General features: G+C 39.0%; 11 protein-coding genes. All 11 read left to right on the forward strand.

The annotated features are described in order from the left end of the window. Nucleotides 1-101 precede the first annotated feature (101 nt). A complete protein-coding gene (locus tag LJE11_RS09155; protein WP_020993475.1) occupies nt 102-1,595 on the forward strand; it encodes an ABC transporter substrate-binding protein in 1,494 nt (497 codons plus the stop codon). Nucleotides 1,596-1,690: 95 nt separating this feature from the next. Continuing rightward, complete coding sequence (locus LJE11_RS09160; RefSeq protein WP_020993474.1) at nt 1,691-2,662, forward strand: ABC transporter permease; 972 nt, start codon at nt 1,691-1,693, stop codon at nt 2,660-2,662. A 17-nt stretch (nt 2,663-2,679) separates the two neighbouring features. Further along, nucleotides 2,680-3,597 carry a carbohydrate ABC transporter permease gene (locus LJE11_RS09165; RefSeq protein WP_008706039.1) on the forward strand — a complete coding sequence of 306 codons (918 nt, stop codon included), beginning with the start codon at nt 2,680-2,682 and terminating at the stop codon, nt 3,595-3,597. A gap of 26 nt (nt 3,598-3,623) precedes the next feature. After that, complete coding sequence (locus tag LJE11_RS09170; protein WP_008706038.1) at nt 3,624-5,090, forward strand: ABC transporter substrate-binding protein; 1,467 nt, start codon at nt 3,624-3,626, stop codon at nt 5,088-5,090. A gap of 44 nt (nt 5,091-5,134) precedes the next feature. Beyond that, nucleotides 5,135-7,381 carry a hypothetical protein gene (locus tag LJE11_RS09175; RefSeq protein ID WP_020993473.1) on the forward strand — a complete coding sequence of 749 codons (2,247 nt, stop codon included), beginning with the start codon at nt 5,135-5,137 and terminating at the stop codon, nt 7,379-7,381. Beyond that, the gene (locus LJE11_RS09180) at nt 7,359-9,809 is read left to right on the forward strand and encodes a beta-mannosidase (protein WP_020993472.1); all 2,451 of its coding nucleotides are present in this window, start codon (nt 7,359-7,361) and stop codon (nt 9,807-9,809) included. Before LJE11_RS09175 ends, LJE11_RS09180 begins: the two co-directional genes overlap by 23 nt. A gap of 24 nt (nt 9,810-9,833) precedes the next feature. Beyond that, entirely contained in the window at nt 9,834-10,937 is a 1,104-nt protein-coding gene (locus tag LJE11_RS09185; protein ID WP_008706034.1) for an aldose 1-epimerase family protein, read from the forward strand. After that, a complete protein-coding gene (locus LJE11_RS09190; RefSeq protein WP_008706032.1) occupies nt 10,918-11,598 on the forward strand; it encodes a D-lyxose/D-mannose family sugar isomerase in 681 nt (226 codons plus the stop codon). Before LJE11_RS09185 ends, LJE11_RS09190 begins: the two co-directional genes overlap by 20 nt. Before the next feature lie 3 nt (nt 11,599-11,601). Next, on the forward strand, nt 11,602-11,889 hold the full coding sequence (locus LJE11_RS09195; protein ID WP_008706030.1) for a hypothetical protein: 288 nt from the start codon (nt 11,602-11,604) through the stop codon (nt 11,887-11,889). A gap of 176 nt (nt 11,890-12,065) precedes the next feature. Beyond that, nucleotides 12,066-12,395: a PadR family transcriptional regulator gene (locus LJE11_RS09200; RefSeq protein WP_020993470.1), complete on the forward strand. Its 330-nt coding sequence runs from the start codon at nt 12,066-12,068 to the stop codon at nt 12,393-12,395. A gap of 3 nt (nt 12,396-12,398) precedes the next feature. Beyond that, complete coding sequence (locus LJE11_RS09205) at nt 12,399-13,736, forward strand: FtsW/RodA/SpoVE family cell cycle protein (protein WP_008706026.1); 1,338 nt, start codon at nt 12,399-12,401, stop codon at nt 13,734-13,736. Nucleotides 13,737-13,761: the final 25 nt, after the last annotated feature.

Here is a 13,761-nt window from a genome sequence, read left to right on the forward strand (position 1 = left end):
GGTATATTTCAATTCTAGAATTTGTACAAGGAATCTAAAAGTTTTCAACTTTTAGAAAAAATTTAGAAATGTTATAGTAGTTTTACACAAAGGGGGACAGCATGAAGAACAAAGTGCTAAAGAAATTGACGGTAATTATGGTACTTAGTGCATTAATAGTTGGAGCATGGTCGGTTATTAATGATAAAAGATCAGAAGAAAGTGAAAAGGTGGAAGATGTTATAGAGCTTACATGGTACCAGCTTGGAGAAAAGCAAAAGGATACAGATATAGTTCTGGAAAAAGTAAATGATTATCTTGCGGGAAAAATTGGTGTAAAGCTGGACATTGTCAATGTAGAAGGAGCTGACTATACAAAGAAGATGCATGTTGTCATTAATACGGGAAGTAAGTGGGATCTTTGCTTTTCAAGTTCATGGGCAAATGATTATCTTCAGAACGCTGATAAAGGTGCATTTCTGGCATTGGATGATTTGGTTCAGAACACAGAGATGTATGAAAAGATTGATTCCAGATTCTGGGAGGCGGCCAGGGTACAGGGAAAAATTTATGGTGTACCAAGCGAAAAAGAATTAGGCAATATGCAAATGTGGGTATTTACAAAAGAATATGTAGATAAATATGAGATCCCATATGAGGAATTACATACATTGGAAGATTTGGAACCGTGGTTAAAAGTAATCAGGGAAAATGAGCCAGATGTAATACCGTTGTATATTACTAAGGATTATACTGCACCAACTTATATGGACAAGATTGAGGATCCAATTGGAATTGAATATGGTGATGAAACACTGACTGTTAAGAATGTATTTGAAACAGAACGGATGAAAAATACATTGAAGACCATGAGAAAGTATTACAAAGCCGGTTACATAAATAAAGATGCAGCAACAGCATCAGATGATAAAACACAGAAGCGTTTTGTGACAAAAGGGGACGGCCAACCTTATGCAGAATTGATATGGGGAAAGGAATTGGGATATGAAGTAGTGGTATCTCCAATTATGAAAACCAGTATTACTAATATATCGGCTCGTGGCGCATTGACCGCAGTCAATGCACAAAGTGAACATCCTGACAAGGCGGTTGAGTTGTTAAATCTGATTAATACAGATGTCTATTTGAGAAATCTTTTAAATTATGGTATTGAAGGCATACATTGGGAAAAGGTAGAAGTTTCAGATGAAGAAGCAAAAAAAGTTGAAGGAAAACCTTATATTTATGACACAAAGGTAAAACTGATAAAAGATAAATTTAGAAATTATTCAGTACATTATTGGGTACAGGGCGGTTTGTTTAATACTTATGTTCTGGAGAATGAACCGATTGATAAGTGGGCAACTTTTAAAGAATTTAATGATGCATCAGAGGAAGCCTCTTCTTTCGGATTTGACTTTAATCTGGAACCGGTAAGCAGTCAGGTGGCTGGATTCCGATATATATTGGATGAATTTGGAAAAGCTCTTTATACAGGGAGTGTGGATCCGGATGAATATCTCCCGAAGCTGCTGGAAAAACTCGATGACGCTGGAGTCCAAAAAGTTATTGATGAGATGCAGAGACAGGTAGATGTGTGGAAGGAGGGAAGATAGATTGGATGATATTTATACATATTTCACCGGCTTTTGATGATGAGAATGACGGATATGTAAAAAAATGTATTTTATAAAAAGGGAGGTTTTGAAACATGGAAACAAAGAAATCACCGGGATTAATGGCGAAAGTACGCAGAAAAAGGTGGACGAAAGATGATACAGAGTTAACACTGCTGTCTCTTCCAACATTACTTTGGTACTTGATTTTTTCCTATCTTCCGATGTTTGGTGTCGTAATTGCATTTAAAGAATATAAACTGGCACCGGGAGGACATGCATTTCTGTATAATCTGTTTGCCAGTGACTGGGCAGGATTTAAGAACTTTAAGTATTTCTTTACATCTAATTCTTTTTTTATGCTGCTGCGTAATACCATTCTTTACAACATAGCGTTTATTATCATCAGTGCTACAGTTGCAGTGGGTGGTGCATTGATGCTAAGCAATATGCGAAACAAAAGAGGATCTAAGGTTTATCAGACTATGATGTTCCTGCCCTATTTTATGTCTTGGGTAGTAGTTAGTTATTTTGTATATGCTCTTCTGACACCGGAAAAGGGATATTTGAATGGTATCATTACTGCATTGGGTGGCAATCCTGTTATGTGGTATCAAGAGAAAAAATACTGGCCATTTATCCTGGTTATTCTGAACACCTGGAAAGGTATGGGATATGGAATGGTAATGTATCTGGCAAGTATTACAGGTATTGATCCTTCTCTTTATGAGGCGGCCGTTATGGATGGAGCCACGAAAAAGCAGCAGATGAGGCATATTACACTTCCAGGAATTAAGCCTGTATTTATTATGATGCTGATTCTTGACTGTGGAAAGATTTTTAATTCGGATTTTGGCCTTTTCTATCAGGTGACAGGAGGAATACCTCAGTCACTGTATACTACAGTGTCTACATTTGATACATATGTGTACAACGCAATTCAGTCTACAGCACCTATCGGGCAGACAGCAGCAGCATCCTTTTTTCAGGCAATCTGCAGCTGCGGAATGATTCTGCTTGCCAATTGGGTGGTGAGTAAGCTTGATAATGAAAACAGAATTATTTAAGAAAGGAGTGAGCAAAAGTGAGTAAAAAGGTAAAAGAACAGTCTTCCCTTAATCAGATTAAGACTTCAACAAATGTTTTATTTAATATCATTTTTTTATTATTGGGATTGATGTGTATATTCCCATTGCTGTTTGTCTTCTCCATTTCAATTACAAGTGAGGAAGCACTTCGTAGCGGGACCTATCAGATTATTCCGCAGCAGCTATCCAATGCGGCTTATATGTTTCTTTGGAATGAACGTGGCACGATTCTCAGGGCATTCTGTATGTCCGTGCTGGTAACGGTAGTTGGTACAGTTATTACAATTATACTGACCACTTCTATGGGATATGTGGCATCCAGAAGAAATTTTAAATTAAAAAAGCTTTATACATGGATTATCTTTATACCTATGGTATTTAACGGTGGTATGCTTGCTTCCTATGTAGTAGTTAATAATATTCTGAATCTGAGAAATACCATATGGGCATTGATTCTGCCACTGGCATGTTCATCTTTCAGTGTTACGATATGCAGAACATTTTTCAGGATAACTGTACCGGATGCATTGATTGAAGCTGCTAAGATTGATGGGGCAGGACAATTCAGAATATGGTCCAATATTGTACTTCCGATATCCAAACCGGTTATGGCTACAATTGGAATGTTTGCTGCATTTGGATATTGGAATGACTGGTTTCAGGCATCTTTGTATATTCAGGATAAGAACCTTCAGACACTTCAGTCTTTGCTGAATAATATTCAGAAAAATATTGAATATATTGCAAATAATCCGTATGGAGGATTATCCCTTCAGCAGTACAAAATGGGTATGCCGACAGAGTCTGTACGAATGGCGATTGCAATTATAATCATTGTTCCAATTGCTTGTACCTATCCGTTTTTCCAGAAATATTTTATTTCCGGTCTGACAATCGGTGGTGTGAAAGAATAAAAAAATATTGAAAAAAGGAGAAAACTATGAAAACAAGAAAAATAATAGCATTGGGTCTTGCAGCAGTTATGACCGCAGGTATGCTGACAGGCTGCGGTGGAAGTGAAAGTAAAGAAAACGCTTCCAATGATAAAGGCGAGGAAGTGGTTACTTTGAAATGGGTGACAATTGGAAATGGAATGCCGTCCAATTATGATTCGTGGATTGGAAAGGTGAACGATTACATCGGTGAAAAAATTGGTGTGAATCTGGAGATGGAAGTTATTCCGTGGGGTGACTGGGATAACCGCAGAAATATTACAATCAGTACCAATGAGCCTTATGATATCATCTTTGGCACTGGAAATAATTACATAGCAGATATCAAGCTGGGCGCATATGCAGACATCACAGATCTGATTGATGAGAACATGAAAGAATTTAATGAATTAATGCCAGAGAAGTATTGGGAAGCAGTTCAGGTAGGTGGAAAAATTTACGGTGTACCTTCTTATAAGGACAGTTCTATCTCCAACTATGCTATATGGGATAAAGAATTGGTAGAAGAATATGATATTGATTATAAAAATTTGACTGATCTTGAAAATCTGACACCAGTTTTTGAAATGCTGAAGAAAGAGAAAAATGACTACCCGGTATATATTAAAAATGACGGTGTATATTCTATCTTTGATGTGTATGATCAGCTTGGCGGTGGAACACAAATCCTTGGTGTAAGATATGACGATCAGGAAGGAAGAGTATGTTTCACTCTGGAAGAACCCGATATCTATGCTGCACTTGAGACCTTCTATGACTGGAATCAAAAAGGAATCATTAATCCTGATGCAGCAACTCTGACAGAAGGACGTGTCTATAATATGTGGCGTATCGCTCAGGGATGGGAATCAGCAGGTGTTACCTCCTGGGGACCGCAGATGGGCAAAGATGTTGTAGTTGCAAAGGTTGGAGATACTATTCTGTCTAATGAAACAGTTCGCGGTTCTCTGAATATGATTTCCGCAAACAGTAAATATCCGGAAAAATGCTTACAGCTTTTGAATCTGGTTAATACAGATACTACTCTTCGTGATATGTTCTATTATGGGGAGGAGGGTGTAAACTTTGAGTATGTAGATGTTGACGGAACTCAGAAAGTTCATAAGAATAATGAGGACTGGTCTATGGCTGGTTATACACAGGGTACATTCTTTACCGTTACCCCGATCGAGACAGATACAAATGATCAGTGGGGTGAGATTAGGGCACTGAATGAACAGGCCGTATCCTCCGTAATGCTTGGATTTACCTTTGATACAACAGAAGTAAATGACCAGCTTGCAAATTGCCGTGAGATCTGGCTTCGTTACCGCAGTGAGGTTATGACTGGAGTGAAGGATCCGGCAGAGGTTGTTCCTCAGATTAAAGAAGAACTGATGCAGGCAGGATGGCAGGAAGTTATGGACGCCGCACAGAAACAGGTTGACGAATTCCTGGCGGCGAAACAGAAGTAATTTCCAGAGATTTATATTTTTTCTGGGCAAGGGAGACACAATTCATGCAGCTGATAAGTAAAACAGATAACAGACCATATATGAATGTAATATTTGGTAACTTTTACAGTCCTGCCTTTGATAATGAAGAATTTGTAGATAAAACTATGGGATTAATCCGAGATCTTGGATTTAACAGCGTGATGTTTGATACGAAAGCCTGGGAGGATTTCAAAGAAAGATTCGAGACAGGAGCATTGAGTCAATATGTAAAAATGCAGGAATATATGGGAGGGTCTGCACACAGACATGGGCTTGCTTATAATTTTCTTTTGTTGTATTTAAATGGGGATAATCTGTATCCGCATATTCGTTTCAGTCCTCCGATTTTTGGCGAGGAAACGGTTTATCTTGATGGCAGACCGGGGAGATGGTACAAGTACTGGTCTAAAAAAGCACAGATTTCTATGAAAGAACATGTTGACCGTATTATGAAGCAATATGGACAAGGGTGTGAACGCTGTCTTACAGGAGAAATTGATCAGGGTAAAGATCGTCAGGATATGAATAATGGAGCAAAAGAAGTTATTCCTGTATGCAGTATGTGGGATCCGGTTGTGGCTCCAAGCTTCGATAAGGAGGGACAAAAACGATATCTTGATTATCTTCGAGAGTTGTATAAAGGAGATATTAAGAGTTTGAACCATAATTATGAGACAGAACTGGAGAAATTTGATGATCTTACCCCGAAGGAGTACTGGTATAGCGTAAGATTTGGATCTGATTCTTTTTATACAGAAGAGGATGTAAAGAAACGTTCGCCAAAGTTTTGGGTGTGGAGAGATAATGCTCTGTGGAAAATACATGAACTTACTCTTTATTTTGAAAAAATAGGCCCGATGCTGAAGGAAAATAATCCTGAACTTTTACTGTGCCCGGATATGAGTCAGTGGGGATATTTTCTTAATATTTATGGAAGAACACAGCAGGATATTGATAATGAATTCAGTGATCTTTGGGATACGGCAATGCGGGGGATTGATATCTATGCGTTGGCACCTTATGTGGATTCGTGTCATTTTATTACGGTTCCGGTAACTCCTGATGGATACCCGGACAGTTATGTTGTATCCTGTCAGCACAGTATGATGCGGGTGATGAATCAGGGCAAGCCTTTCATAGGCGGTATTTATTGGGGCAGATATATTTACAATGATCTGTATGCGCTTCTTTCACCGTCAGAGATTATCGGATCAATGACTGCGTGCGGAATAGATGGGTATACCTGTTATGGAATGAATGGGCTGGATGATGGCGGCGTGATGAACCGCATGGATACACATTTCCTGGATTCTCTCAGAATGGCAAATGAATGGTTTTCTCAGGTAATCTGTTTGCGCAAAGGTGAAAAAAAGAAGGAGATTGCCATTTTATTTCCATCAGAAATGGCACATTTGGAGCCATATGAGGTGGGGAATAATAAAATTAGACGTTTGGATTTGCTTGGCTGGTATAAGTTATGCTGTGATTTAGGGTATCAGGTAGATGTAATCAGTAACCATGAGATAGAGAAAGGAACGCTTGCAGAATACAAAGTACTGATTGTTCCGTCTAATGACTGTTATTTCGCTGTTGATCATGCAGCTATGGAGAAAGAAATCCGTTCATGGGTATGTAAAGGAGGTGTGCTGCTTCATGGTCCCAGAGATCTTTTGGCGGAGAATTGTTTTGGAATTCAGGGAGAGGAATGTGAGAAGAAGCCATACCATTATGGTAAGACGATTATTGCACAGGGAGAAGCATTCTGTCGGTATCAGGACGGAAAAGAAATTGCTTCCTATGTAGATCATGGGGGATGTTGTGTTGCAAAATATGAGAAATTGGAGCTGGCTCAGAAAATGAACACAAAATACAAGTCGGGTATGGGTGCAGTGTATTCTTTCGGTATTCAGATCGGTGCTTCTTATGCTGCAAAAAATATACCACATGTTCCGTATGAACAGGGAAACAAAGAAATGTATCCTATTATTCAGTCTGGCACTACTCTGGTGAAGGACATACTGTATCATTATATGACTCCGGTAAGCGGTATTTGTGAACGGGGTATTGAGACAGGTGTATTTGAAAATGGTATGGTAGTTGTGAACCATCGTTCTATTCCTTATGTACTGCCCGAGAAATACAAGATTGAGAAATATCAGTATTCATTTCATGCGGTACAGAATGGAAATGGTATTCTGGCTGGACATGAAGCGGTGTGGGTAAGCAATGACACAACAGGAGATGATTATGGAGAAAATAAAATTAAATGAAAACTGGAGAATGAGGTGCCTGAATAATGGTAGAATTTCTTCAGAGTGGCAAAATGCTGTTGTACCGGGAAGTGTATATACCGATTTATTGAGAAATCATCAGATTCAGGATCCTTATTGGAAGGATAATGAGGATTCTGTCTGTGCACTGATGGAAGAAGAATATGAATATGAATGCACGTTTATGAACTACGGAACAGACGGGTATACAGACATATATCTGGAATTTGAAGGACTGGATACGGTTGCAGATATCTATCTTAATGATGGTTATGTAGGACATGCCGAGAATATGCACCGTATCTGGAAATATGATGTCAAATCTATACTTCGTAAAGGTGAAAATCAACTGCGAATCATATTTCGGTCTCCTTTGAAATATATCGCCGAAGCATATAAAAAGTATGGAAATATTGGGAATGATGATACCTTTGAAGGATTCATGCATCTTAGAAAAGCTCATTATATGTTTGGCTGGGATTGGGGTGCACATCTTCCGGATGCTGGTATTTTTCGCCCAGTATGGTTGTGTAAAGAAACAGGAGGAAGAATAGAAAGTGTTTATATTTGCCAGAACCACGAAGAGGGCAGATGTACGTTGGAGTTTAAAGGCGAATATGTACTTACACAACCGGGAAATTACCGCACTTTGGTTACTCTGAAATCACCTTGCGGAGAGATTATGGAAACAGAGTTGGACGCAGACGGAGATGGACGGATTGTCATTGATCATCCTTTGCTCTGGTGGGTTAATGGTCTGGGAGAACAGCCTCTTTATGAGGTAGAAGCCGTGCTTATGCTGGAAGAAAAAACTGTTGATACCTGGAAACGGAGAATTGGTCTGCGTTCCATGACAGTAAGAAGAGAAAAAGATGAGTGGGGAGAAAGCTTTGCACATGAGATAAATGGTGTTGCTTTTTTTGCCATGGGAGGAGATTACATCCCTGAAGAACATCTTCTAGGGAGAAGAAGTGAAGAAAAGACTAGACAGCTTCTTCTGGACTGCAAGAGAGCAAATTTCAATGTGATACGTGTATGGGGAGGTGGCTTTTATCCGGATGAGTGGTTTTATGACATTTGTGATGAACTGGGACTGGCGGTATGGCAGGATTTTATGTTTGCTTGCTCCGTGTATGAACTGACGGAAGCTTTTGAAACAAATATCCGCCAGGAATTTATTGACAATATAAAACGTCTTCGCCATCATCCGTCACTGGCATTGTGGTGTGGCAATAATGAGATGGAGATGTTTGTAGATGAACGGTGTTGGGTAACGAAGCATACAGAAGTGAGAGATTATCTTCTGATGTATGAACGTATTATCCCCGAAATCCTGAAAGATCATGATCATCAGACCTTTTACTGGCCTGCAAGCCCATCCTCAGGAGGCTCTTTTGATGAACCAAATGATCCGGCAAGGGGTGATGTTCACTACTGGAAGGTATGGCATGGAAACAGACCATTTCCCGAATACAGGAAATTCTTTTTCCGGTATTTATCAGAATTTGGATTCCAATCATTTCCCTGTAAAAAGACAATTGATACATTTACAGATGATCCGGCAGACTGGAATATTTTCAGTTATGTGATGGAAAAACACCAGAGAAATTACGGCGCCAATGGAAAAATCATGAACTATATGCAACAGATGTACAGATATCCGGGAGACTTTGAGACAGTTCTTTATGCTTCCCAGCTTCTTCAGGCCGATGCCATCCGTTACGGTGTGGAACACTTTCGCAGAAACCGGGGAAGGTGCATGGGTGCCGTATACTGGCAGATCAATGACTGTTGGCCGGTGATTTCGTGGTCATCCATTGATTACTGTGGGCGATGGAAGGCGCTTCATTATTATGCGAAACGATTTTTTGCCCCTGTGATGATCTCCTGCGAGGAAGAAAGTTGGATGACTGCAGAAGCAAATATGAATCGACAGCATTTTGTTTTCCCGAAATCTATCCGTTTACATGTGGCTAATGAGACTATGGAGACTAGAAAGATACTGGTAAAATGGCAGATCAGAAATGCAAAAGCACAGATTTTACGGGAAGAGGAGAATATAGTTGTGGTTTCTCCTATGTCTGGTCAGTGGCTGGAGAAAGTAAAACTTCCGGAAATAAATGTTTTCTGTGAGTATGTCAGCTACGAAGCATGGGAAGCAGGGGAAAAGATTTCGGAGGGAACTACAATTTTTTCATATCCAAAGTACTTCCGATATGAAGATCCAAAACTGAGTTTTTCAATAAACAATGATGAAATTACGGTTACTGCTAATGCCTATGCAAAGAGTGTTGAAATCCAAAATGAAAATCAGGATCTGGTTCTTTCTGACAATTATTTTGATCTGAATAGCAATAGTAGAACGGTGAAAATTTTGAGAGGTAATTCAACGGGAATTCGTGTTAGAAGTGTTTACCAGATACGGTGACATAATTTATATGAGGATATGTTTATGGTTAGAAAAGAATTAATGAGTTATGTAGGAAGTGCTCAGCAGCTTATGTCGGTAAGACCAGTTGTATATAAAGAAGGTCGTGCAGAAGGGCTTCAGGCATATGAAGTGAAAAATGACCGATTATCATTTTCCGTTATGATTGATAAGTGCCTGGATATAGCAGAAGTTAATTGGAAAGGATATAATATTAGTTTTTTATCTAAACCTGGGCTCACAGGAAGAAATCATTATGATACTCATGGTGCAGAGGCACAGCGCAGTATCATGGGAGGAATGTTATTCACCTGTGGTCTGGAAAATATTTGTGCACCGTGTTTGGTAGATGGGAAAGAATATCCAATGCATGGAAGAATGCGGACAACACCGGCTGAACATGTTGGCGCAGATACATATTGGACAGACGGTGATGAGCCTCAATATATAATAAACATTAGTGGTGAAATGAGAGAAGCAGAATTATTTGGTGAGAATATGATTTTACGCCGTAGTATTGAAACGACTTTTGGAGTACCGGAAATTGTAATAAAAGATTGTATTACAAATGAAAGTTTTCGGGAAGAAACAATGATGCTTCTTTATCATTTTAATGTGGGATATCCTTTTTTGAACGAAGACTGTGAGATTATTCTTCCGACAAAAGAAGTAATCCCCCGTGATGATGTAGCAGAAAAACAAATCGGCCTTTGGAGTAAAATGGAGAAACCTGCCGATAATGAGCCGGAATGTGTTTTTATACATGAGCTTTCAGCAGATAAAGAGGGAAATACTTTTGCGGCAGTCATCAATGAGAGGTTGGGAATAGGAATAAAAATACAATTTAATCAGAAATATCTACCATATTTTATGCAGTGGAAATCAGTAGCTTCTGGTGATTATGTAATAGGTTTAGAGCCTGCTAATTCCAGTGTGCTTGGAAAGACATATCATTTGGAAAAAGGGGATTTACATATGTTGAATCCTTTTGAAACAGAAAATATAGAGTTGAGGCTCAGCTTTCTTGAAGGAAAAGAAATAAAAAAAGTAAAAGAAGAAGCATTACAATTAGTTACTCAATACAAACAAGATAAAAGGAGACATAAAAATGAAAAGATCAAAAATTAATTCAGAAATTAGACACATGGAAGAACTGATTCAGGAGCATGGATTCGAAATTCCACCTTTTTGCAAGTGGACTCCAGAAGAATGGAATAATAAAGGCTCTGAATATGATGAAATCCGTGATAATATGTTAGGTTGGGATATTACAGATTATGGATTGGGAAAATTTGATGAGATTGGGTTTTCATTAATTACTATCCGTAATGGTAATCTGAAAATGGACAAATATACAAAGACGTATGCAGAAAAATTGCTAGTTGTAAAAGAGGGACAAATGGCGCCTATGCATTTTCATTGGAATAAAATGGAAGATATTATCAACCGTGGAGGTGGAAATGTATTGATTACTGTGTATAATTCCACAGAAGATGGAAAGTTTGCTGACACGGATGTAACTGTTAACTGTGACGGACATGAATATACAGTTCCAGCTGGAACTCAGATAAAGTTGACTCCAGGAGAAAGCATTACCATATACCCATATATGTATCATGATTTTCATGTGGAAGAAGGAAGTGGAGATGTTCTTTTAGGAGAAGTATCTATGTGCAATGATGATGAAAATGACAATCGGTTCTATGAGCCAATTGGACGTTTTCCAGAAATTGAAGAAGATGAAAAACCTTACCGCCTGCTTTGTACTGAGTATCCAAAAGCAAAATAGAAATTGGTAGTAACTGAAAAGGAGTTTGTTGAAGAAAATGATCTCGGATATGCAAGATTTCTTGCAGAAAAAGTGTGTACATTAGCCAATGTTTTTGAAATGGGAAGTTATAATGAATGTGTACCAATGCTGAATATTGTAACTGCCGAGAAAAATGTGAAGGGCACTTTTCAGCTGGCAAAGCAATTGCTGGAAGGTTTCAGAAACGAGGAAGACTTTGATTATATGAGAGAGTATGAACCCTGGAAAAAATTATTAGCAGAGAAGGATAGTAACTTTGGAGTGTTTTAAATTACGATACCATTATATTCTCTCACATAGGTTTTTCTGTCTGAAAAAAAGTATGTAGCTACCAGTAGAGAAATTTAAATCAAAATTATCCCGGAAACAGTTGACATAGCATGCAGGTTTCTATATTATATAGATAACCGATATATAGATAACCTATACAACAGGAGGTGAATACTATGGCTATTGAAAAATCGCTGGTTTCCGGGAGTATGACAATGCTTATACTGAAATTGCTGTCAGAAAAGGACATGTATGGATATGAGATGATTGATACATTGCGGCAGAAATCTCAGAACGTGTTTGAGTTGAAGGCAGGAACTCTGTATCCGTTACTGCACAGTCTGGAGGATAAAGGATTTCTGACAGTATACGAACAGGAGGCAGCCGGAAAGACCAGAAAGTATTACAGCCTGACCAGACAGGGAAGGGGATTTCTGGAAAAGAAAGTAGAAGAATGGAAAGAGTATTCTGCAGCAGTGACCAGCGTGCTTGTAATGGAGGTGTGATCTATGGACGAATATCTGAAAACATTACTGGAACAGATTCGCTGTAAAAAAGCGCGGCCTTATGTAAAACAGGAATTTCAGGATCATATAGAAGATCAGATTGAGGCAAATATGCATGCAGGCATGGATCGTGAACAGGCAGAGAGGGAAGCTGTCCGGGATATGGGAGATCCTGTGGAAACAGGAATCTCTCTTGACAGTGTCCACAGACCTCAGATTGCATGGAAACTTCTGGGGATAATCATTCTTATCAGCATTGCAGGCGTTTTGATACATGCAGGGATTGCCGGAAAAATCAGTGAGAACGCTGCGGCCGGTTCGGACAGATATGTGTTCCATGTTGTGATCGGACTTGCAGTTATGATGATTTTATATCTTCTGGATTACACTGTACTGGCAAGATTTTCGAAAATAATTGCCGTCGTTTTACTGTCTGCCTGCCTGGTTACCTTGTTGGGTGGCTATCAGTTGAATGGAGCGAGATACTTCATTGTACTGCCAGGTGGAAGAGGAATATCCATGCAGACTCTGATGATGTTTTATGTTCCCATATATGGAGCAATTTTGTATAAATATCATGGATGGGGATATAAGGGCTTGATGAGAGCAATCATATGGATGATTGCACCGGTTATATTGGTCTATGCCATGCCGGCGTTTATGACGGCTTGTATGATGCTGGCATCTATGCTGGTTATGCTGACAATCGCAATTCAAAAGAACTGGTTCACTGTGAGAAAAAAGAGGGCCATGTGCGGAATCTGGGCTGGTTTTCTGGCTATGCCTGTGGCTGCTTTTCTGATCAGGTATCTGAGCAGCAGCCTGACAGAATATCAGATTGCACGTTTACAGGCTGTTTTTTCAGGTGGTGGAGAAGAGGATTATTTCACCGAAATGCTGCATTCATTCTGGCAGCAGAATAAATGGATAGGGAAAAGTGGATCAGATGTAATGGGAAATCTGCCGGCCTTTAATGCAGATTATATTCTGACTTATCTGTCATCTGTATATGGAACAATTGCAGCCATACTTTTATGCTGTGTTCTGGCAGTTTTGATTTTCGCAGTTTTTAATACTGCCATGAGACAGAAGAATCAGCTTGGCATGATGATGGGATGTGGATGTGGAATTGTATTCCTTATAAACTTTTTTATAAATATCCTGGAAAATCTGGGCATATTTCCACAATCAGTAACATTTCTTCCCTTTTTATCAGCAGGAGGAAGCTGCATTATAGTTTCCTATGGACTGATGGGGATTGTACTGAGTACATACAGATATAAAAATATCTATCCACGGCATCTGAATAACTGCGTATTGCGTTCTCGTTACTTTCAGTGATATTTAAAATGATAAAAATCCCGCC

Source organism: Blautia sp. DFI.1.216, assembly GCF_020594215.1.
Classification (GTDB): Bacteria; Bacillota; Clostridia; order Lachnospirales; family Lachnospiraceae; genus Blautia_A; species Blautia_A wexlerae.